This window comes from Bradyrhizobium betae (genome assembly GCF_004123905.1).
In the GTDB taxonomy this organism is placed as follows: Bacteria; Pseudomonadota; Alphaproteobacteria; order Rhizobiales; family Xanthobacteraceae; genus Bradyrhizobium; species Bradyrhizobium betae_A.
Genome location: NZ_MZXW01000004.1, coordinates 1 through 22,165, shown reverse-complemented (window position 1 = coordinate 22,165; position 22,165 = coordinate 1). Strand labels below are relative to the sequence as shown.

Below are 22,165 nucleotides of genomic sequence, written 5' to 3'. Positions count from 1 at the left end.
TTGTGTCCCTGCCCTGCCCGCTGTTCTGTCGACGACGCTACTTTAGCCACACATCCCAGAAATGAACGATGTAATAAGGCTCGAAGTTCGCGACCTTGGCGGCGTTGAAGCTTCGCATCGTGCCCATGTCGGCGATCTTGATCATGTAGGCTTGCTCCAGCACGCGCTTCTCGATGTCGGCCCAGGCTTCGACGCGCTGTTTCGGATCGAGCGAGGCATAGAATTTGTCATAGGCCGCATCGAGAACCTGGTCGTCCTTCACATGCGGGAAGGTGTAGATCATCACCTTCCATTGCTGCGGCCCGAGCAGCGGATTCGAGCAATAACCCGTGGTGGAGACATTCCAGACACCGGTGCCGCGCTGCATGTTGCTGGCGTTGGTGGTCCAGTCGACGATGTCGACCGCGACGTTCATGCCGGCATCCTTCATCTGCTCGGACAGAACGAGGATGGCGTCGCGGAAATTCGGATAGTTCGAGTTGGTTTGAAGTACGATCTTCTCGCCGTTGTATCCGGCCTGCTTCAGTAGTGCCTTGGCCTTGGCCGGATTGCGCTGGTCGTAATAGGGCTTCATGGCGTCACCCTGGTAATAGGGGCTCGACGCATAGACCAGCGAATGACCGGGCCGCGAGATCTGTCCCATCGCGCCGGTAATGTCCTCGACATTGACCACCGCCTCGATCGCCTGGCGAATGAGCGGATTGCTTGTCAGCGCAGCCTGCGTATTCACCACGAACACCTGCATGCAGTAGGGAAAGATCTGTTGCGTCGTGATGTTCGACTGGCCTTCGAAGCGCTTGGCGAGATCGCGAGGAACATCGCCGATGACGTCGGCATTGCCGGTCTGCAATGCGGCAACGCGGGCATTCGCCTCAGGCACGAAATTGTAGCGGACCTGGTCGAGATAGGCGGTGCGGCGCCCGGCCAGCCCATCCGGCCCCGGCGCGCTGTCATCGGGCACATAAGCGTCGAAGCGCTTGATGACGAGGTGACTGTCCTTGACCCATTCGCCCAGCATGAAAGGGCCGGTTCCGACGATGTCGATCTCGCGCGCGGCCTTGTCCTTCTGTTCGGCCGGCAGGATCTCGAACGGATAGACCGGCGACTTCAACACATCGACGAACACCGCATTCGCCTTCTTCAGGCGGATCACGAAGCTGTACGGATCGGGCGCGTCGAAGGCGTCGACGTCAGCGAGCACGGAAGCATTGGGGCTGACCTTGCGATAGCGCTCGAACGACGCCAGCACGTCGGCCGAACTCATCTCCTTGCCGTTGTGAAACTTGACACCCTTGCGCAGCGTGAAGGTGAAGACCGTGGCGTCGGCGTTGGTTTCGATCTTCGAAGCCAGAACAGGCCTGGCATTGTAGTTGCCGTCGATCGCGACCAGCGGCTCGAAGATGTGGTGGATGACTTCGAGCTCGACGAGGCTCGATGCGACATGGGGATCGAGCGTGCCGGGTCCCGACAGATAGGCGTAGACGAGACTGCCGCCACGGCGTGGTTCTGCGGCATGAATCGGGTTCGCGGGTGCAACGAGGAAGGCGATCGCCGAGCCGATCATGGCGATCGAACGGACTATGGAAGCAACGCTTGTCATCACAACTGCCTTCCTGCTGGGCTCGTGCATTCGCCGTGGCTCACGGCTTCATTGGGCTGCCTTCGCGGGGTGACGCCGATCGACCGATGCGGCGACCTGCCTGAGGGCACCGTCCGTCGCCTCGAGGACGCGATCGATGTCCGCGACCTGATGCGCCGCCGACAGAAACATGTTGTGCCAGGGATGCATGTAGACGCCACGCTGCAGCGCCTCCAGCACGAAGCGATGGCCGAGCGTGAAATCCTGGTCGTCGTCGAACATGATCAGCGGCATCTGGACGGGCCCGGTTTGCCGCAACGGCAGATCATGGGCGCGCGCCTGCTGCTCCAGACCCTCGCGCAGGCGGCGGCCCATGGCTTCCATCGTTGCGATCGCACCGGTCGCACGAAGCTTCTTGATGGTGGCGATCGCGGCCGCCATCGGCACTGCCGAGCACCAGAACGAGCCGGTGACATAGACCTGCTGTGCGGCTTCGCGAAAGCGATCGTTGCCGGTCACCGCGGCGAGCGGATGACCGTTGGCGATCGCCTTGCTCCAGCCGCACAGATCAGGCCGCACACCGTAAGGCTCCCAGCTGCCACCGATATGAAGACGAAAGCCCGCCCGGACGTCGTCGAGAACCAGCGCCGCGCCGGCCGCATCGCAAATCCGCCGCATCGCCTGCGCGAATGCTGGTGTCGGCGCCTCCTGTGGGCGCTTCACGTCGTGACGAAATGCGGTCACCAGTACCGCTGCGAGGTCGCGGCCGGCCTCATCGGCGGCGCGCTCGAGGCTCGCGATGTCATTGTAGTCATAATGCAGGATGTGGGCGCGATCCTCCGCGGTGACGCCGGCCAGCGAGGGCGTGCACCAGGGCGCGGCGCCGTGATAGGAGCCCCTGGCCACCAGCACCTTGCGCCGCTGCGTCCCGGCACGCGCGATGGTCACGCAAGCCGTCATCGCGTCGCTGCCGTTCTTGGCGAACAGCACCCAGTCGGCGTGCGGAATGGTCTCGACCACGAGCTCTGCGAGTTCAACCTGGCATGCGGCCGGCCCCGTCATCAGGTCGCCACGGCCGCGCTGCTCCGCGGCTGCGGCCTCTACATCTGGATCGCCATAACCCAGCACCATCGGCCCGTAGCCGCACATCAGGTCGATATATTCGGTGCCCTGGACATCCCAGAGCCGGCAACCGCGCGCGCTGCGAAAGAATTGCGGATAGCCCGGAGGCAACCGCGCGACATTCATGTGTCCCCACATGCCGCCGGGGATGACCTTGCGGGCCCGCGCCCGCAGCGCCTCGTCCGGAGCAAGGGAGCCGGGTGTCGCGTGAGGTGCCATCGGATGTCCCCTCGTTTCGGATCGGCCGCGCTGTTGCGCCAGCATTCCAATATATGATATATCATATCTACGGAAGCGTCTCACGACCTTTAGTCTTGCAAGGACGGCCTGCGGACGTGCATGGCGTGCATAGATACCGGTCGCTCTGATTCACCTGGAAGCAGCCCCCTCGATGCCCAACGACACCGTCGGTCTGGTCAGCCGCGATAATCTGACGGCCCGCGTGTTCCAGGAGCTGCGGCTCGCGCTGATGGAGGGACGCTTTCGTCCCGGCCATCGCTTCAAGATCCGCGATCTCGCTGAAACGATGGGCGTTTCAGAAACACCGATCCGCGAAGCCTTGATGCAGCTGGTGCGCGCGCGCGTGCTCAGCATGCAGGCGAGCCGCTGGATTGAGGTCGCACATCTCAGCGCATCGCAGTATCAGGAACTGCGAAGCATCCGGATCCTGCTCGAGGGACTGGCCGCAGAGCGCGCGACCAGCCGGATCTCCAAGGCCGACATCGCCAACCTCAAGAAATATCATCAGGCGCTGGTGTCGGCGGAACGCGGCGGGCGCTGGCGCGAAGCCGTGCAGGTGAACTGGCAATTCCACCATACGCTCTACAAGGCAGCCGACGCGCCGGAACTCCTCGAAATGATCGAAACGATCTGGCTGCGCAATGGCCCCATGCTCAACATGCTGTATCCGCATGCGACCCCGACCTATCCGGGGCGACACCAGCATCTGAACGTGATCGACGGTCTGGTGGCGAAAGATCCCGAAGCCGTCAAAAAATCAATTCAGGCCGACCTGCTGGAGGGCGGCGCCAGATTGCTGCAACTGCTTCGGGACATTGAAGCCGGCACCGCGCCGACCACCATCGATGCCGCGGTGAGGTAGCAGCCCAAGGGAGGCCCTCAAAGGCGCGTCCCCGTCAACGGGGAACGACGGCAGTCGCTTCGATCTCGACCCGCGCGGCCGGCTCGACAAGACGTACGACCTGGACCAGCGCCATGCTGGGGTAGTGGACGCCGATGACATCGCGATAGGCTTTGCCAAGCGCTTTCAGATTGGAAACGTATTCGTCCATGTCGACGACATACCAGGTCAGGCGCACGAGATGTTGGGGTCCCGCACCGCCCTCCGCCAGGATCGCGACGATGTTCTCGAGCGCCTGCCGGACCTGTGCGACAAACCCGTCAGCAAATCGGCCGGCAACGTCCCAGCCGACGACGCCCCCCGTCACGACGAGGCGCCCTTCGGCCATGATGCCGTTCGCATAACCCTTCGGCTGCGGCCAGCCGCTGGGCTGAAGCACCCGCAGACCATTGGTCGCGACAGGCAGCTCTTCTTGTTTCATTGTGCCAAAACTCTCTGCAATCAGCGCGGCTTCAACAGATCACGCGCCACGATCAGCTTCTGGACCTCGGTCGCACCCTCGTAGATGCGGAGCGCCCGGATTTCGCGATAGAGGCTTTCGACGATCTCGCCCTTGCGCACCCCGCGACCACCGAACATCTGCACGGCGCGGTCGATGACGCGCTGTGCGGTCTCGGTCGCGGTCAGCTTCGCCATCGCGGCCTCGCGCGTGGTCGGAAGCTTCTGGACATCGCGACGCCAGGCCGCGCGATAGGTCAGGAGTGCCGCGGCGTCGGTCTCTGTCGCCATGTCGCCGAGTGCGGCCTGGGTCAATTGGAGATCGCCCAAGGTCGCCCCGAACATGTGCCGGCTCTTCGCATGCCACAACGCCTCGTCGAGCGCACGCCGAGCAAAGCCGAGGGCTGCCGCGGCGACCGACGCCCGGAAGATGTCCAGCGTCTGCATCGCGAGCTTGAATCCGCCGCCGGGCGCGCCGAGGCGACGGCCCGCCGGGATCCGGCAATTCGTGAAGCGCAACGTCGCCAGCGGATGCGGGGCAACGACATCGATGCGCTCGGCAATGCTGAAGCCGGGATCATCGGGAAAGACGACGAAGGCCGAGATGCCGCGGGCGCCCGGCGCCTCGCCCGTTCGCGCAAACAGCGTGTAGACGTCGGCGATGCCGCCGTTCGAGATCCATGTCTTCTCACCGTCGATGACGTAGTCGCCGCCGTCGGCCCGTGCCGCGCAGGACATCGCCGCGACGTCCGATCCTGCTTCCTTCTCGGACAGCGCGAAGGCCGCAAGCCATTCGCCGGAGCGAACCTTCGGCAGCACGGCCTTGCGCAGCTCCGCTGAGCCGCCGAGCGCGATCGCGCCGGAGCCGAGCCCCTGCATGGCGAAAGCGAAATCGGCGAGGCCGTCGGCATAGGCCAGCGACTCCCGTGACAGGCAGATCGAGCGGGAATCGATCGTCGTCGCATCGCCGTCGGGCGCTGCGACCGCGCAATCGAGTACCCCCGCCTCGCCCATCGCGCGCACCAGCTTGCGGCAGGCATCGTCGACATCATTGTGATCGATCTTGTCGAGGGCGCCCGACTGGACGAAGCGGTCAAGCGCCTCGCCGATTGCCTGATGACGCGGCTCGAAGAACGGCCAGTCGAGCCATTCGCGCCGGATGATCTTTGCAACGGAGCTCATCAAATCCCTCCTCCGCTCACTGCGCGGCCGCAGCCGCGGCGCGCGCCAGATTGGTTTCGTATTGCCCCTTGGCGGAGACATATTGCTTCGGCCAGCTGACCGCGGTGATGCCGATGCGCGCGGCCTCGTGCAGCGTCCAGGCGGGGTCGGCAAGATGGGGCCGCGCAATGGCGCAGAGGTCGGCACGGCCGGCGGCGAGGATCGAGTTGGCGTGATCGGCCTCGGAGATCGCGCCGACCGCGATGGTCTCGATGCCGACCTCGTTGCGGATGCGATCGGCGAACGGCGTCTGGAACAGGCGTCCATAGATCGGCCGCTCCTCCTTCCAGACCTGCCCCGACGAGCAGTCGATGACGTCGGCACCGGCCTCCTTGAACATCGCCGCGAAGATCGCCGCATCGGCGGGCGTGTTACCGCCCTCGGTCCAGTCGTGGCAGGACAGGCGCACCGACATCGGCCGATCCGACGGCCACGCTGCGCGGACCGCTCTGAACACCTCCAGCGGAAAGCGCGCACGGTTCTCGTGGCTGCCACCGTACTCGTCGGTCCGCCGGTTGGTCAGCGGCGAGAGGAAGCTCGACAGCAGATAGCCGTGCGCACAATGAAGTTCGAGCCACTCGACGCCCGCCTCGGCCGCGCGGCGCGTTGCGGCGACGAAATCATCCCGCACACGGTCCATGTCGCCGCGGTCCATCGCACGCGGCACCTGGCTGTGCGGCAGATAGGGCAATGCCGAGGCCGAAATCAGCGGCCAATTGCCTGTCTCGAGCGGCTGATCAATGCCTTCCCATGCAAGCCTGGTCGATCCCTTCCGCCCGGCATGGCCGAGCTGGATGCCGACCTTGGCGTGTCCGAGGCTGTGGATCAAATCGACCAGCCGGCGCCACTGTGCCGCTTGCGCATCGTTCCAGAGCCCGAGGCAGCCCGGCGTGATCCGCGCGTCCGGCGAGACGCAGGTCATCTCGGCGAAGATCAGCGCGGCGCCCCCCATGGCGCGTGCGCCGAGATGGGCGATGTGGAAGTCGTCGATAAGCCCGTCCTGCGCCGAATACATCGCCATCGGCGAGACCATGATGCGGTTCGCTAGGCTTAGGCCGCGCACACGGTGCGGCGTCAGCATCGGCGGCGGCACCCGCTCGCCGTCCTTGACCGCGATCCCCGAACGAGCCGCGAACCAGCGCTCAAAACCCTCCAGCCAGGCGCGATCGCGCAGGCGCAAATTCTCGTGGCTGATGCGCTGCGAGCGCGTCAGCATCGAATAGAAGAATTGCGGCGGCTCCAGCGTGTCGGCATAGCGGTGGCCGACCACCTCGAACCATTCCATGGCATTGCGCGCGGCGTTCTGGATGCGCGCGACATCGACCCGGCGCACGTCCTCGTAGGCTTCCAGCACGGCACCGATGTTGTCGCCGCCGTGACCGTGACGGTCGAACTGGTTGGCAAGCTCGATGGCGTCGTCCAGCGCGAGCTTGGTGCCCGAGCCGATCGCGAAATGCGCGGTGTGCGCGGCATCCCCCATCAGCACGACATGGGAGCGGCCGTTGAACACGCTCCATTTGCCGCAGATCAGCCGGCTGAAATTGAGCCAGGCCGAGCCGCGCAGATGGCGGGCATTGGTCAGGAGCTTTGCGCCGTCGAGCGTCTCGGCAAAGATCTTCTCGCAGAACGCGATCGATCCTTGCTGGTCGAGATCACCCAGCCCGTGGGAATTGTAGGCCTCTTCCGTGGTCTCGACGATGAAGGTCGAAGTCTCCGCATCGAACTTGTAGATGTGCGCCTGGAACCAGCCGTGCTCGGTCTTCTGAAAATCAAACGTGAAGGCATCGAACGCCTTCTTGGTGCCAAGCCAGATGAAGCGGTTCGGCCGGATCACCATGTCGGGCTGGAACTGCTCGGCATAGCGGGCGCGGATCCTGGAATTGACGCCGTCGCAGGCAACGATCAAATCGGCGTCGGGAAATTCGAGATCGGACTCTACGTCGCGCTCGAACACGAGCTCGACCCCGAGCGCCTCGCAGCGCCGTTGCAGGATGTTCAGCAGGTGCTTGCGGCCGATGCCGATGAAGCCGTGACCGGTCGTGCGCTGGCGCGTTCCCTTGAAGACGAGCTCGATATCGTCCCAGTGATTGAAGGCGTCCTCGATCTCGGTCGCACTTTCGGGATCGGCAAGGCGCATCGCCTGCATCATCGCGTCCGAGAACACGACGCCCCAGCCGAACGTATCGTAGGGCTTGTTGCGCTCGACGACGGTGATGCTGTGCTCCGGGTGCCGGCGCTTCATCAGCAGGCCCAGATAAAGACCGGCCGGGCCGCCGCCGATACAGACTATGCGCATGATCCCTCGCTTTCGCGCGTCGCGCTGTGTGTGCCGAGCCTGCAAACCGCTGAGAATGCCGGCCCGCAAATTATTTTAAGCATAAAATATTTCGAGCGCGCAAGGATTGTCAAGGCGCTTGTCGGAGGCTTTTGAGATCGCCACCGCGTATTGCTACAATCTTGCGTCTGGCCGCAGATTTATCGCAGGGCCACCCCGGTTCGGCCGGGACGCCGCCAAGCCTTGAATTTACTTTTGGCACGAACTATCTTGCCTGATGTTTCACGACGCCGTCCGCTATCGACAGGCGAGACGCTCCCCAGGAGATTCGATTTGGCACTCGCGAAGGAGTCCCCGCCTGTTTCGTCCAAGAATGGGGCCGATCAGGAGGCCGAGTACAGGGCTCAAACACGGCTTTGGCTCCGGCTACTGGCCTGCACGACCCTGATCGAGGGTGAGCTGCGCCGCCGGTTTCGCGAGGAATTCGATTTCACCATGCCCCGCTTCGACGTGCTGGCCCAGCTCGACCGCGAGCCGAGCGGACTGGTGCTGGGAGAGCTGCCCAAGCGCCTGATGGTATCCGCCGGGAACCTGACGCCGATCGTGGACCGCCTGGTCGAGGACGGTTATATCACTCGCACGCCCTCAACCTTGGATCGCCGCGTCCAGATCGTCTGCATGACGGTCGAGGGCCGAAAGACCTTCAGGCGCATGGCGAAGAGCCATGGCTCGTGGCTGGCGGAGCTGCTGGCGGAATTCCCCGCTGACAAGCTCGACGGATTGATTGGCAAACTGGACGAGCTGAAGGGCGTCGTCAGGGATTCGCTGGAGAAGCCATAGTGCCGGGCGCTAAAGCCGCCGCACCTTGATTCCGGCCACCTCGCGGTCCCATATATCCGCCGTCATGCCGGCGTCGCGCAGCACGCCCTTCTTGATCTTGCCATTTTCCGTCAGCGGCATCTCTTTCACGATCCGCACGTAGCGGGGAATGGCGAAATAAGCGATCTTGCCTTCGCAGTGACGGACGATGTCGATCGGCGCAAGCGATTGGCCGGGCTCCAGCAGGATCGCGGCGGCAACCTCGTCCTCGCCCAATTCGGAAGGCAGCGGATAGATCGCGCAGGCGGCAACCGCGGGATGGGACTGGATCGCCTGCTCCACCTCCCATGAAGAGACATTCTCGCCGCGCCTGCGGATCGAATCCTTCATGCGATCGATGAAGCGATAATGCCCGTCGGGATCGCGGACCACGCGATCGCCGGAGTGGAACCAGAGGTTTCGCCAGGCCTCGACCGTCTTCTCCGGCATGCCGAAATAGCCGGTCGCGAATGCAAAGGGCTTGCTGGCGCGCAGCAGCAGCTCTCCGGCCTGCCCAACGGGAAGCTCGGCATCATCCGCATCGACGATGCGGGCTTCGATGCCGTCAGCGAGATATCCCATCGTCCCGGGGCGGTCCGACGGAATCGCGCCGGCGAACACGAAATTGGTCTCCGTCGATCCGTAGCCGTCAACCAAGGGCACGCCGAACCGCTCGAAAAACGGCGCGTGGATCTGCGGCAGCACGCCGCCACCGAGCGCGACGCGAAGCCGATGCGATCGGTCATCCCCAGTCTGCGGCTGCGCCAGCAGCATCGATGCCATAGCGCCGAGCAGATAGCCGACGGTCGCATTGTGCCGTCGCGCGGCAGCCCAGAAGGCGGAAGCCGAGAATTTGGGCTCGAGCACGTAAGTGCATCCGTTCAGGATGGCCTGATAAAATGCATTCAACGCGTTGGTGTGGAACAGCGGCAGCGTCGTGAACAGCACGTCACCTTCACGAATGCCCAACGCCCGCGCCGAATAGATGCCCCACCAGAACAGTTGTGCCTGCGGACAGCATACGCCCTTGGCCGGGCCGGTGGTGCCGGAGGTGTAGAGAATGGCCACGGTGTCGCCGGGCCGCACGAGGCCGGCGGCCGCCTGGTCCCCGAGAGCGGGGAGCGGAACTGGTGAAATCTTCGCGCTGCCAGTCCCGGCAGCCGTTCCGATCATCCAGGCCCGCGAAGGAAGCTCGACATCTGCCTCGACAGTGTCGATTGCGGCAAGGAACGGCGCTTCGACGACGAGGAGAGAGGGCCGCGAATTGCGGAAGATGTGGGAGAGCTGGAAACCGCGCAGCGCCGTGTTGATCGGCACCACGATCGCACCGAGCCACGCACATCCGAGATAGACCTGAAGAAACTCGGGCCGATTGGAGCACATCAGGGCGACCCGGTCGCCGGGCTTGATTCCGGCGTCGACAAGCGTCTGCGCCGATGCGGCGGCGATCGCCGCAGTCTGCGTGTAAGTCCAGCACGTTTCTCCCGAGACAAGCAGGACACGATCGCGATAGCGCTCGGCCTGCCGCATCAGGATGGTGGAGAGAATCCGGTCAGACGGCGGAAACCGCTCGACCGCGCGGGCCCAGCCCGGCGCCGCAGCTTCCTCCCCGGCCCCCGGTATCGCGCCTAGCTTCACCAAAGCCGCCTCGCTCACGGCAGCAGCTTGTACTTGCCGTCCTCGATCTGCACCAGAATGCGCGCACGAGCGTCGACGCCGTGCCGATCCGCCGGCGTGTAGGTGTAGATGCCTTGTGTCCCCACCACGTCCTTGGTCGCGAACAGCGCCTCGCGTAGCGCGGTGCGGAATTCCGGCGTCCCCGGCCTGGCGCCTGTCGCCATCGCGCGCTTGGCCGCGTCGACAAACACCAGCCAGCCGTCAAAGGAGTATGACGCGAACGAATCTGTCGGCGCCTCGCCATTCGCCTTCTCGAAGGCAGCGCGGAAATCCAGCGACACCTTCTGGATCGGATTGCTGGCCGCAAGCTGCTCGGCCGCGGTCACCGGCCCGGTCGGGCAGATGATGCCGTTGGCGGCCTTGCCGGCAAGACGCAGAAAATCGGCGCTGATGAGTCCATGATTGCCGTAGAGCGGCCCCTTGTATCCGCGTTCGGACAGGGCAATGACCGGCAACGCGCCGGGCGTGCCGGTGCCGCCGAGCATGATGGCGTCGGGGCGCGTCGCGAGCGCGCGCAGCACCTGCGCAGTCACCGAGGAATCCGATCGCGCATATCGTTCGTTCGCGATGACCTTGATGTCGGCCGCCTTCGCGCTCTGCTCGAGCGAGGTGTACATGAGGTCGCCGAACGCATCGGAGAAGCCGATGAAGGCCACGGTCTTCAGCCCGTGCGCCTTCATGTGATCGACGATGCCCTGGACGAGCAGCGGTGTCGGCTGCGGCGTCTGCACGACCCAGGGGCCGCCATCGCCCGCCGGCACCGGCGCGATCGGGGATACCGCGATCATCGGGATCTTCATCTCGATCGCCGCGGTCGCCATCGCCAGCGTCTGGGGTGCACCTGAGGTGCCGATGAGGATATCGACTTTCTCTTGCTCGACGAGCTTGCGCGCATTGCGCGCCGACGCCGTCGGATCGGAGCCGTCGTCGAGCTGAATGATGCGGAGCTTTTCACCGCCGACCTCGCCGACATAGGCCTGGCCCGCCGCGATCCCCTTTCCGTTCGGGATCCCGATCGACGACACCGGCCCGCTGAGGCCGGTGACGAAGCCGACGAGAATCTCCGCCTGCGTAATCTGCGGCGCGGCAATGAGCAGCACGGTGGAAGCCAGCAGGCTCTTCATCAAGTTCATGGCACCTGTCTTTCGTAAGCGGTTTCTTCTGTTGTCTCGTTCGGCAAGCGCCATGCCTTGTCAGTTCGACCCAACCAGCGCGATGACCCGGAGCGGACTGCCGGAACCGTTCTGGATTTTCAGGGGTGAAGCCACGATGACGGCGCCGGTGGCCGGCAGCTGGTCGAGGTTGCAAAGGCATTGCAGGCCGTAGCGGCCCGCACCATGCAGGAAGTGATGCGCGGGATAAGGCGGCTCGAAATGTCCGGCCTGGCCGGCATCGGTGCCGATGGTCTCGGTGCCGAAGCCGATGATGCCGCGCTCCTCCACCAGCCACTTCATGACCGCGGGGTTCGGCCCCGGCGTGTGCGCGCCGTCATCCCTCAGGTTGGAATAGTCGCGCCAGCCCTTCTTGGACCAATCGGTCCGCAGCAGGACCCAGTGACGCGCGGGAATGCGTCCATGTTTCGCTTCCCAGGTCTCGACGATCGGCACCGTCAACACGAAGTCGGGATCCTGCGCGGCCTCGGCGGAGCAGTCGATGACGCAGGACGGCGCGATCATGTCCTTGGCCGGCATCGTGTCGACGGCATTGTTCGGCAGGTTCTTGCCGGTGAACCAGTGGATCGGCGCGTCGAAATGCGTGCCGGTGTGTTCGCCGAACGTCACGTTGTTCCAGTACCAGGCCGGGCCGCGACCATCATATCGCGAGATTTCCTGGATACGGACCGGCGCGGCCTGGCCGAATTCCGGCGGCAGCACAATGACCGGAAAATCCGGACTGAGCGTGAAGGTCAGATCGACGACGCGCACCGCGCCGGACGAAATCGCACCGGCCAGCTCCAGGAGATTCTTGCTTTGCATAGTCACGTCCTCCGGCTTGGTTGAAATCCGCCCCTCACTTGTCGAGCTCGCGCTCGAGCGCTTTCGGATTGGCCGCGAGACGCTGCCGGATTTCCTCAGCGACGTCCCCAACATACATCTCTTCGAGCCCGCCCCTGAGCCCCGACACGATCGCCTGTGCGATCGCGCGCGGCGCGACCTTCGGCGGCGGCACGGTCTGAAACCATTCGGTGTCGACCGGCCCCGTGAAAAGGTTCATGACCTTGATGCCGCCCGGCCGCAGCTCCGCGCGAAGGCAGTGCGACAGCGACAGGCATGCGGCCTGCGAGGCCGAGTAGGCGCCGAAGGCCGGCCAGTTCGCAAGGGCGTAGACCGACAGGATGTTGACCCATGCGACGCTGTTGTTGATGCCGTCGGCGCCGCGCATCCGCATCGCGGGCCCGAAGGCCTGCGCGAGATTGATGAAGCCGAGATAGGCCTGATCGATCTCGTCCCGCGCGATGCTCGTCCCCTTGCGATCGAGCAGGCCGCCGGTTCGCACATACTCCGTCGTGTTGACGAGGATATCCACCTTGCCACCGATGTCGGCGGCAAGATCGGCGGCAGATTTTTCATCGGCCGCATCGAGCGTGACGACCTCAACGCCCTCCTGCCGGCGCAACTGATCCTCACCGGCAAACGGTCGCCATGGTTCGGCAACGCCAACGAACACGGTCTTCACGCCCGCGGCCTTCAACGCCACGACGGCTTCCTGACCGATCACGCTGCGGCCGTTGGTGACGAGCACCCGCCTGAATTTCGGGTCGGCCGTCATTTCCCGCCACTGCCTGTCGTCTGCCATGTTGGGCGTCTCCCCCTCGGGTCGGGCAAAGGCCACCGCCTGACCGCTCTTGTCGAGTTGAAGCGACATGCGGACGGGCGCGCCCTCGGCACAGTCGGCATGGAGATGCGCGACGATCGTCGGGCCGCAGTCCATCTTGACGAGGCCGATCCGCCACGGCGCCCGTTCGCGGAAATAGACGTCGCTCGGCACGCGTGCCGTCGTCTCGGCGAGAAGCGTGCCCAGCCGCGGCGCGTCCGCAAACGCGAGCGCAGGCGACAGGCAGGACGGACAAGCCTCCCGCGCCGGATAAGCGAAAGCGCCGCAGGCCTCACAGCGCTGGAGCATGAAGCGCCCCTCGGCAGCGGCGCGCGTAAAACCGTGCGATGTCCGGCTGCGTGGCCTCGGGGGCGATGCCGGAAGCCGCGTCCGCAGCAGCGGATTCTTGCGACGGGGCGGCTTGATCGGATCGATCATCGTGAAGGCCCTGCAAAGATCGCGGCACCCGAGGCTAGACCGCGATCGTAATTGATCATACCAAATCCGGAAGCCAAGCCGAGGCGCGCATTGCTGACCTGCGTGGGGCCCGCGGTTCCCAGCACCTGCCGCAGCCCCTCGACGAGACCAAGATAGGCGCCGGCTGCGCCGGCCTGGCCGACGGAGAGCTGCCCACCGGAAGTATTGTGCGGGAAGTCGCCGTCGATGGTGAGATCATGCGCGCGGACGAATTCAGCGCCCTCACCTTTCTTGCAAAAGCCGAGATCTTCAAACTGCATCATCGTGATGACGGGATAATCATCGTAGGTCTGGACGACGTCGAGATCGTCGGGCTTGACGCCGGCCATGGCATAGAGCTCGCCGACGTCCATCGCCCAGCCGCCGCGCACCTGCATCGGGTCGTCGGCAAAGGCGTTGTGCCGCTCGATCGTCGACAGCAGTCGCGCCGCAGGCAGGCCGAGTGATGCGGCGGTCTCCTCGCGCATCACCAGAAAGGCTTCGGCGCCCGCGCAAGGCATCACGCAATCAAAGAGGTGGATCGGATCGGAAATCGGTCGGGCCGCCAGATACTGCTCGAGCGTCAACGGCGCCTTCATCAGGGCATGCGGATTGCGCAACGCATTGGCACGTTGGGCCACCGCGATCCGGCCGACGTCCTCGCGCGTCACGCCGAAGGTCCGCATGTAGTTGCGCGCGATCAACGCGAAGCTCGCATTGGCGCCGCCTGCGCCGTAGGGATAGACGGCATCCTGGTTGAAGCGCGAGAAATTCTCGAGCGTCAGGCGGAAGGAATCGACATGATTGGTGTCGCCCGCCACGCAGGCGACGATGTCGGCGTCGCGGGCCTGGACCGCACGCGCGGCCTTTCGCAAACCTGCGATAGCGCTGGCGCCACCGAGTGGAATCGTGTCGAGCCAGCGGACGCAAAGACCAAAGTGCTGCGTCAGCCCGATGCCGCTGTCGGTGCCCATGGTGAAGCTCGAGACACAGAGACCGTCAATATCGGACGCCTTGATGCCGGCCTGGGCCACGAGCGCGCCGAGCGCGCGACCGATCCACCATTGCGCGCTCTCAATGGAATAGCGCACATAGGGAATCGTGACAGGAGCCGCGATCACGATGCCCTCGTATGGTGTGCGCTGGGATTTCATCACCGGTCGCGCGCCTCAGGTCACCGTCAACCTGACGTCGATATTGCCGCGTGTCGCGTTCGAATAGGGACAACGCTCATGGGCGCCGGCGACGATTTCCTCGGCGACGGCTTTCTCGACCCCGGGCAGATTGACCTTCAACTCGACGGCCAGCGCATAGCCGACGGGGACCGGCCCCATCGCGACCTTCGCCGTCACCGACGGCTCGGCGGACGGCACGATCTTCCGCGTGCGCGCCACCAGCTTGACCGCGCCGAGAAAGCACGCGGCATAGCCGGCCGCAAAGAGCTGCTCCGGATTGGTCCCCTCGCCGCCGGGACCGCCCATCGATTTCGGCACGGACAGCGAGACTGATAGCAAGCCGTCCACGCTAGCGGCCTTGCCGTCGCGGCCACCAATGGCCGTCACCTCGGTCTCGTACAGGATCTTCTCGGGCGTCATCATCTCTCGGTCTCCAAAGTTCGACGCTGCGCCCTAGCGCTTGTTGCGGGCGAGCATTGCGCGAAAATCGCTGCGCGCGAGCTCACTGGCGCGACTGAAGCTGGGCCCGCGGCTGGGCTCGGTGCCGTTGAGGCGCCTGAGCTGCACCCACATCTCGGCGCTCTTGAGCGCAACGGCCGCGCAATTGACGACAGGTGCGTGCCCGACCTTCAGACCATGCTCCCGTCCAATCAAGAGACCGGGAAGCACGCCGGCGGGTATCACGACATCAGCGCCGCGCTCTATCAGCGGCAGCGCGCAGGCGACGAAATCGCTGATCATGCGGGCCTGAGCCGCCTCGTTGCCTGCGAACGCATCGGCGAAATCCTCGGGCTTGCAGCCCATGCCGGTCACGTGAACGACGCGATCACCGAGGCCGTAGCGTTCGGCCTGCTCGAAATGCCAAACTTCGAAAACCGGATCGAGCGTGACGAGACCGAGGCGCCGGCCGAGCTGCGATGCCGCTAGCAGCGTCGCCTCGCCGGTCCCGATCACGGGAATGGCGAGCGCCGAGCGAAGCTCGTAGAGGCCGGGATCCTGGAAATGTCCCATGACGAAAGCGTCGAACCCGGCCTCCTCGGCTGCGATGCCATTGTCGATGGCCTGCACCGCGCAGCGCAGTTCGGCGAGCCGCCCGAACTCGCGGTCCGGCGGCGAAATCCCTTCGACATGCACCGTCGTGCCGGGCGCCGCGATCGTGTTGAGGTATTCGGACAGCCGCGCCATGTAGGGCGCATTCACGCTCGCATCAACGAAGCTCTGCCAGAAGATGCGCATCGTCCTTCTCCCCGAGCGGTCCATGGGAGGACCGGCCGTCGGCTGCCACGATATATTTCAACCATAAACTAATTGAGCCGTCAAATGTGCACGGCAGCACCGGCCGGCGGCGCTCTCGCAACGCGGCGCCAACGCTCTTTCAGTGGGACAAAGAGACCAAGGAAATGGCGAAGTCTGATGGAATTGTATGCAACAACATTTTTTTCTGACGGCGCCGTGACACGTGTTGACGGCGCCGCCGGGAATACTTTAGGCTTTAAGTAATCCTCCATCGGTCGCGGCCGATGGCCAAGACAATGATGTTGCAGGGCACCGATTTTGAGAAACTCAATCGCGTGGACAGTCGTCGGGCTTGAACAGCCCGCAGCAGCATCGCCGGTCTCGCATCGCGGCTCCGGCAATCACTTCCCATCACATCGAGAGGCGCCCGCCGGTTTTCACCGATGGGCCCGCGATTTGAGCGGCACGCGTCGCCATGGTTGCTGACGCCCGGCCGAGCGAACTCTTTTCGGCCGCGCCCGGCATTTGGCGCTGCAGCAATGCTTTCAGTCGGTTTGTCGTACCCAGCATCAACGGAGGAGAACGCATGCGAAAGACTCTGAGTTTCCTCGCACTTGCCGCCAGCGTCCTGGCCGCGCCGGCCGCGCAGGCCGACATCACCATCGGCTTCGTCACCTCGCTCAGCGGCAACGGCTCCTCGATCGGCATCCCCTATGGCCGGGGCATCAACGCCGCCTATGAATACAAGAAGACGATCAATGGCGAGACCATCCGCCTGATCCAGCTCGACGACGGCTCCGATCCGTCGGCAGCGACCCGCAACGCCCGCAAGCTCGTGGAAGAGGAGAAGGTGGATCTGTTGATCGGGACCGCCACGGCGCCGTCGACCATCGCGATGGCGGCTGTCGCGAGCGAGTTGAAGGTGCCGATGATCGCGGTGTCGCCGATCGGCAAGCTTCCTGAAACGCCCGAGCAATGGGTGGTCTCGGTGCCGCAGCCGGCCTCCCTCCTCGTCAAGATCATCGCCGACCGCATGAAGCGCGACGGCATGAAGAACATCGGCTATATCGGCTTTACCGACGCCTGGGGCGACCTCGTCTATAACGGCGCCAAGGCGGCTGAAGCGGCCGGCGACATCAAGATCCAGACCAACGAACGCTACGCCCGTACCGACACCTCGGTGACCGCGCAGATTCTCAAGGTGATGGCCGCGCGGCCCGACGCCGTGCTGGACGGCGGTTCGGGCACGCAGGGCGCGCTGCCGCTGCTCAGCCTCGCCGAGCGCGGCTTCAAGGGAAACACCTACGGCACCGTGGCGCTGGTCAATCCGGACTTCGTCAATGTCGGCGGCAAGGCGGCCGATGGCATCCAGGTTTCCGCAGGCCCCGTGATCGTGGCCGAGCAGCTTCCCGACGAGCACTTCGCCAAGAAGATCGCGCTGGATTTTCGCGCGGTCTACCAGAAGACTCACAACATCCCGACCACCGACGGTTTCTCGGCCTACTCCTTCGACGCTTGGCTGATCTTCGCCAACGCAGCCGAGCGCGCGCTGAAGACCGCAAAGCCGGGCACGGCCGAATTCCGCACGGCGCTCCGCGACGCGATCCTCAGCACCAAGGAGCTGCCGGGCGTGCATGCCGTCTACAATTTCAAGCCGGGCGCCGTGACCGGCGTCGACGAGCGTTCACTCGTCGTGGTGCGCCTCACCGGCGGCGGCTGGAAGTACGCACCGTAAGCGCAGACGATCAGAACGGGGGGACGGCGTCTCAATGACGAGCGACATCGCGGCCATCCTTGCGATCGATGGAATCGCCACCGGTGCAGTCTATGCGCTGGTGGCGATCGGAACCGTCCTCATCTTCACAGTGACGCGGGTCATCTTCATTCCCTTTGGCGACATCGCCGCATTCACCGCGTTGACGCTGGCAGCGCTCGACGCCAAGCGCTTTCCGGGCACCGGCGCGCTCGTCGTCATCCTGGCCTGCCTTGCGACCCTGATCGAAATCGTCTCGCTCCTGCGTGCAGGCGAGCTTCGCATCCTGCCGCGCGCACTTCTCTTCTATTTCGTGCTTCCCATCGCCGTAGTCGGCGCCGCCTGGCTCACCATGCGTGTCGATCCGCCCCTTGCCGTCCGGCTCGTGCTGGCCTTGATGCTGATCACTCCCATTTCTCCTCTGCTTGACCGGATCGTGTTCCGCCCGATCGCCGACGGCACCGTGCTGCTGCTGCTGACGGTCTCCGTCGCCTTGCACTTCGCGCTGGTCGGCCTCGGCCTCCTGTTCTTCGGACCCGAGGGCGTCAGAACCGAACCGCTGACGTCGCTCTCGACCGAGTTCGCGGGCGTGCTGATCTCGGGTCAGACCATGCTGATCGTGATCGCGGCGCTCGTCTTCAGCGGGCTTCTTTACCTCTTCTTCGACTTCACGCTGGTCGGCAAATCGCTGCGCGCCACCGCCGTCAATCGCACCGGATCGCGGCTGATGGGCATCCGGCCGGCGCGCGCCGGCACCATCGCCTATCTGCTGGGATCGCTGATGGCCGGCGTCTCCGGCATCCTGATCGCGCCGGTCAACACGGTGTTCTACGATTCCGGCTTCCTGATCGGCCTCAAGGCGTTCGTCGGCGCCATCGTCGGCGGCCTGACCAGCTATCCCGGTGCTGCGATCGGCGCCGTCGGGGTCGGCATCCTCGAAAGCTTCGCGTCGTTCGAGAGCAGTGCGCTGAAGGACGTCATCGTGTTCTCGCTGCTGATACCGGTCCTGATCTGGCGATCCCTCGCCTCGTTGCATTCCGAGGAGGAGATCGAGGAATGACGCGCGTCCATGTTCAGCTCGCGGCGCTGGCCGCGGTGGTGTGCCTTGCGGCTGCGCCCTTCGTGCTCAGCCCGTTCAGCATCACGCTGATGAACTACATCGGCATCTATTCGCTCGTCGCCATCGGCCTTGCGCTCCTCACCGGCGTCGGCGGCATCGTGTCGTTCGGACAGGCGGCCTTCGTTGGCGTCGCCGCCTATGCGACGGCCTGGGTCTCGGCCCTCAACGGCTATTCGCCCTGGCTGGGTCTCCTGTTTGGCGTGGCGCTGACCTGCGGCGTAGCCGCGATCCTCGGCGTCGTCACCCTGCGGCTTCAGGGCCATTTCCTCTCGCTCTCGACGGTCGCCTGGGGCCTCGCCATCGGCTTCCTGTTCGGCAATGTCGAGGGGCTCGGCCGCTTCAACGGCATCTCCTCGATCCCGCCGATCAGCATCGGCTCGTTCGCGCTGGTCTCGAGTGCCCAGATCTATTTCCTGATCTGGGGCATCGTCGCCGTGATCCTGTTCCTCGGCTACAACCTGATGGACTCCAGGCTCGGCCGCGCCATGCGGGCGCTGCGCGGCGGCAACACGCTGGTCGAGAGCCTGGGCATCAACGCCTTCAAGGTCAAGCTCGTGACCTTCGTGATCGCGGCGTTCCTCGCCTCGCTCTCGGGATGGCTCTACGCGCATATGAGCCGCTTCATCAGCCCGGGCCCGTTCGATGCCGGCATGGGCATCGAATATCTGATGATGTCGATGGTGGGCGGCGCCGGCAGTCTTCTTGGCGGCGTCGTGGGAGCTGCCATCGTCACGCTGCTCAAGAACAGCGTGCAGGACTATCTGCCGCTGATCGCCAAGGGCGCCTCGGGGCAGCTCGAGATCGTCGCCTTCTCCGCGCTGTTCATCCTGTTCCTGCAATGGGCGCGGCAAGGCATCGTGCCCTTCGTCGCCCGCTATTTGCCGAAGATCCAGCGCGAGCGGCCGCAGCCGGCGCCACCCCTGCCCCGCCGCGCACAGCCGACGCCGGGCGAGCTGCTTTTGAAAGTCGACGGCGCCGAACGCCGCTTCGGCGGGCTCATCGCGGTGAACAAGGTCAGCTTCGAGGTGCGGTCGGGCGAGATCCTCGCCGTCATCGGCCCCAACGGCGCCGGCAAGAGCACGATGTTCAACTGCCTGACCGGCGCGCTCAGGGTCAACAAGGGCGAGATCGTCTTCGGTGGACGGCCGATCACACGCGATGCGCAATCGCGCATCGCCAAAGCGGGAATCGCGCGGACCTTCCAGCATGTGAAGCTCAGGCCGCGCATGAGCCTTTTGGAAAACGTGATGCTCGGCACCTACGCCCGCACCGGCGCGGGCCTGTTGGCCGGTGCGTTCCGTCTCAACCAGCGCGAGGAAGCCAGTGCCCGGCACGAGGCCTTGACGCAGCTCGAACGCGTCGGGCTCGGCGACAAGCCGTTCGAGCTCGCCGGCAATCTGCCGCTCGGCAACCAGCGCATCCTGGAGATCGCGCGCGCCCTCGCCGCGGATCCGACGCTGCTGGTGCTCGACGAGCCGGCCGCGGGCCTGCGCCGCCAGGAGAAGCTGCGGCTTGCCGAGCTGCTGCGCTCGCTGCGCGCGGACCATCTGACCATCCTGATTGTCGAGCACGACATGGAGTTTGTGATGTCGCTGGTCGATCGCATCGTCGTGCTCGATTTCGGCTCAAAGCTCTGCGAGGGCGCGCCAGCGGCGATCCGCAGCGACGCGCGCGTCCAAGAGGCCTATCTCGGAGGCGTCGCGTGAGCGAGATGTTTTCCATGACGGACGTGACGGTCTGCTACGACAATGTCGAAGCGGTGCGCAACGTCTCGCTGTCGGTCGAGGAAGGCCAGATCGTCACCGTCATCGGCCCGAACGGCGCCGGCAAGACAACGCTGCTGATGGCCGCGATCGGACTGCTCGCCTCGCGCGGTCGCATGGTCTTCCAGGGCGGCGATATCGGAAAAATGTCGGTCGAGGACCGCGTCGAGCGCCGCCTCTGCCTCGTCCCGGAAAAGCGCGAGCTGTTTTCGGACATGTCGGTCGCCGACAATTTGCTGCTCGGCTCCTACAGCCTGCGCGACCGCTCGGGCGTGCAGACAACACTCGACGAAGTCTACGACCGCTTTCCGCGCCTGAAGGAGCGGCAGCGGCAAGCGGCTGGCACGCTCTCCGGCGGCGAGCGCCAGATGCTCGCGCTCGGGCGCGCGCTGATGGCCAAGCCAAAACTGCTGATGCTGGACGAGCCCAGCCTCGGTCTCGCACCACTGATCGTGCGCGAGATCTTTCGCACCATCGCCTCTTTGCGCGACCTCGGCGTCTCCATTCTGCTGGTCGAGCAGAATGCCCGCGCCGCGCTGGAGACCGCCGACTACGGCTATGTGCTGGAGACCGGCGAGGTCGTGCAATCAGGTCCCGCCAAGGACCTCATCCACGATCCCCGGCTGATCACCGCCTATCTCGGCGGACACTAAAAACATCGAAAACAACCCCATGCACAGTAGCCGGTGACAACGATATCAAGGGCTTAACATCGACGCTGCGGATTTTACGAAATCCAATGCACCGTCGGGCAAAACAGTGGCATGATGCCATCATCGCGCCGTGTGGGACTCGCATAGCCCCGGGGTGCTCTGGTCCAAGGCGTGGACTCAAAGGCAGATGTCGGCTTCTGACGGCCGAGCGGAAGTCTCAAGGTGAGCCAGGGCACTATGCTCGTGATCCAAGGCGCGAGCCTTGGCCAGCTAAGGCTAGTAGCATGGTCCGTAGGGGGCATACCCGCAGCGCGGCCTGGCAACCACCGCTCCCCCTACGACCGCTCCGCCCACGACCGCTCGCCGTGTGGTTCGACGTGCAACGCCAGCGACACTCACGGGGGTCAACGGTCGCCCCACGCGCGCCTGCGCGCTGTCAACGGACAGTGAGAGGCCGTTATTTTCTGACCACCCAACTGAACCGGAAACCCCACACGCGACAACAGCGGCAACCAACAAAGCTCGTTTCAGGCCGATTTGTCCCATAACAATCTCCTTCCCTGTTAGGGAAACGACTGTCCCCGACCGCCCCCGCGAATACTTGATCTATGTCAACGTTCCCTCATGCGAGAGCATGCAGTCCGGCGCCGTCCGTTGAGGAACCGAGCCGAAGGCGCCTCCCGCTCTGGCCGTTTGAGACATGCCGAACCTCCGAGCGAACTTCGGCTGTGAGGAGTAAATAATTACGGTTACAGTGCTGGACTGCACCCCTGAAGTGAGACACGATAATTACAGTGACAGTGGGGTTGTCACGATGCGTTACCGCGCGTTGTTTTGCGCGAACGCGGTTTCGAACTCAAGAGGCGACTGGTATCCGAGCGCCG

At 64.6% G+C, this 22,165-nt stretch carries 18 protein-coding genes; 6 read left to right on the top strand and 12 right to left on the bottom strand.

Going from position 1 to position 22,165, the window contains the following annotated elements; genetic code table 11:
- Positions 1-37 precede the first annotated feature (37 nt).
- The gene (locus B5V03_RS00230; protein ID WP_433995323.1) at positions 38-1,564 is read right to left on the bottom strand and encodes an ABC transporter substrate-binding protein; all 1,527 of its coding nucleotides are present in this window, start codon (positions 1,562-1,564) and stop codon (positions 38-40) included.
- Positions 1,565-1,648: 84 nt separating this feature from the next.
- Positions 1,649-2,920, bottom strand: coding sequence for an aminotransferase class III-fold pyridoxal phosphate-dependent enzyme (locus B5V03_RS00225; RefSeq protein WP_129267284.1), 1,272 nt, complete (start codon positions 2,918-2,920; stop codon positions 1,649-1,651).
- 172 nt (positions 2,921-3,092) lie between these two features.
- On the opposite strand from B5V03_RS00225, the gene B5V03_RS00220 reads away from it, so the two are divergent.
- A complete protein-coding gene (locus B5V03_RS00220; protein ID WP_129267283.1) occupies positions 3,093-3,803 on the top strand; it encodes a GntR family transcriptional regulator in 711 nt (236 codons plus the stop codon).
- A 34-nt stretch (positions 3,804-3,837) separates the two neighbouring features.
- Here the strand turns inward: B5V03_RS00220 and B5V03_RS00215 are convergent, their stop codons facing one another.
- Genes B5V03_RS00215 through B5V03_RS00205 form a run of 3 tightly spaced genes read right to left on the bottom strand, consistent with a single transcriptional unit; the run spans position 3,838 to position 7,797 of the window.
- Complete coding sequence (locus B5V03_RS00215) at positions 3,838-4,263, bottom strand: RidA family protein (RefSeq protein WP_129267282.1); 426 nt, start codon at positions 4,261-4,263, stop codon at positions 3,838-3,840.
- A gap of 20 nt (positions 4,264-4,283) precedes the next feature.
- Positions 4,284-5,462: an acyl-CoA dehydrogenase family protein gene (locus B5V03_RS00210; RefSeq protein WP_129267281.1), complete on the bottom strand. Its 1,179-nt coding sequence runs from the start codon at positions 5,460-5,462 to the stop codon at positions 4,284-4,286.
- A gap of 16 nt (positions 5,463-5,478) precedes the next feature.
- The gene (locus B5V03_RS00205) at positions 5,479-7,797 is read right to left on the bottom strand and encodes a bifunctional salicylyl-CoA 5-hydroxylase/oxidoreductase (protein WP_129267280.1); all 2,319 of its coding nucleotides are present in this window, start codon (positions 7,795-7,797) and stop codon (positions 5,479-5,481) included.
- A gap of 312 nt (positions 7,798-8,109) precedes the next feature.
- Here B5V03_RS00205 and B5V03_RS00200 point away from each other — a divergent pair, with 312 nt between their 5' ends.
- Complete coding sequence (locus B5V03_RS00200) at positions 8,110-8,616, top strand: MarR family winged helix-turn-helix transcriptional regulator (protein ID WP_129267279.1); 507 nt, start codon at positions 8,110-8,112, stop codon at positions 8,614-8,616.
- A gap of 9 nt (positions 8,617-8,625) precedes the next feature.
- Here the strand turns inward: B5V03_RS00200 and B5V03_RS00195 are convergent, their stop codons facing one another.
- From B5V03_RS00195 to B5V03_RS00165, 7 genes are read right to left on the bottom strand one after another with little or no spacing between them, the layout of a single operon-like run.
- Positions 8,626-10,290, bottom strand: coding sequence for an ATP-dependent acyl-CoA ligase (locus B5V03_RS00195; protein WP_129267278.1), 1,665 nt, complete (start codon positions 10,288-10,290; stop codon positions 8,626-8,628).
- Positions 10,287-11,444 carry an ABC transporter substrate-binding protein gene (locus B5V03_RS00190; RefSeq protein WP_164987700.1) on the bottom strand — a complete coding sequence of 386 codons (1,158 nt, stop codon included), beginning with the start codon at positions 11,442-11,444 and terminating at the stop codon, positions 10,287-10,289. Before B5V03_RS00190 ends, B5V03_RS00195 begins: the two co-directional genes overlap by 4 nt.
- Positions 11,445-11,504: 60 nt before the next feature.
- Positions 11,505-12,287, bottom strand: a complete 783-nt coding sequence (locus B5V03_RS00185) for a cyclase family protein (RefSeq protein ID WP_164987699.1) — start codon at positions 12,285-12,287, stop codon at positions 11,505-11,507.
- 34 nt (positions 12,288-12,321) lie between these two features.
- A complete protein-coding gene (locus B5V03_RS00180; RefSeq protein WP_129267275.1) occupies positions 12,322-13,563 on the bottom strand; it encodes an SDR family NAD(P)-dependent oxidoreductase in 1,242 nt (413 codons plus the stop codon).
- The gene (locus tag B5V03_RS00175) at positions 13,560-14,738 is read right to left on the bottom strand and encodes a thiolase family protein (protein ID WP_129267274.1); all 1,179 of its coding nucleotides are present in this window, start codon (positions 14,736-14,738) and stop codon (positions 13,560-13,562) included. Before B5V03_RS00175 ends, B5V03_RS00180 begins: the two co-directional genes overlap by 4 nt.
- Before the next feature lie 12 nt (positions 14,739-14,750).
- Positions 14,751-15,179, bottom strand: a complete 429-nt coding sequence (locus B5V03_RS00170; protein WP_129267273.1) for an organic hydroperoxide resistance protein — start codon at positions 15,177-15,179, stop codon at positions 14,751-14,753.
- Between the two features lie 30 nt (positions 15,180-15,209).
- Complete coding sequence (locus B5V03_RS00165) at positions 15,210-15,992, bottom strand: aspartate/glutamate racemase family protein (protein WP_129267272.1); 783 nt, start codon at positions 15,990-15,992, stop codon at positions 15,210-15,212.
- A gap of 586 nt (positions 15,993-16,578) precedes the next feature.
- On the opposite strand from B5V03_RS00165, the gene B5V03_RS00160 reads away from it, so the two are divergent.
- The 4 genes from B5V03_RS00160 to B5V03_RS00145 are packed head-to-tail and all read left to right on the top strand — an operon-like array spanning position 16,579 to position 21,281.
- Complete coding sequence (locus tag B5V03_RS00160; protein WP_129267271.1) at positions 16,579-17,727, top strand: ABC transporter substrate-binding protein; 1,149 nt, start codon at positions 16,579-16,581, stop codon at positions 17,725-17,727.
- 34 nt (positions 17,728-17,761) lie between these two features.
- On the top strand, positions 17,762-18,805 hold the full coding sequence (locus B5V03_RS00155; protein ID WP_129267270.1) for a branched-chain amino acid ABC transporter permease: 1,044 nt from the start codon (positions 17,762-17,764) through the stop codon (positions 18,803-18,805).
- Positions 18,802-20,571 carry a branched-chain amino acid ABC transporter ATP-binding protein/permease gene (locus B5V03_RS00150; RefSeq protein WP_129267269.1) on the top strand — a complete coding sequence of 590 codons (1,770 nt, stop codon included), beginning with the start codon at positions 18,802-18,804 and terminating at the stop codon, positions 20,569-20,571. Before B5V03_RS00155 ends, B5V03_RS00150 begins: the two co-directional genes overlap by 4 nt.
- Positions 20,568-21,281, top strand: coding sequence for an ABC transporter ATP-binding protein (locus B5V03_RS00145; protein ID WP_129267268.1), 714 nt, complete (start codon positions 20,568-20,570; stop codon positions 21,279-21,281). The genes B5V03_RS00150 and B5V03_RS00145 overlap by 4 nt, the downstream gene beginning before the upstream one ends.
- The last annotated feature ends 884 nt before the right edge of the window (positions 21,282-22,165 follow it).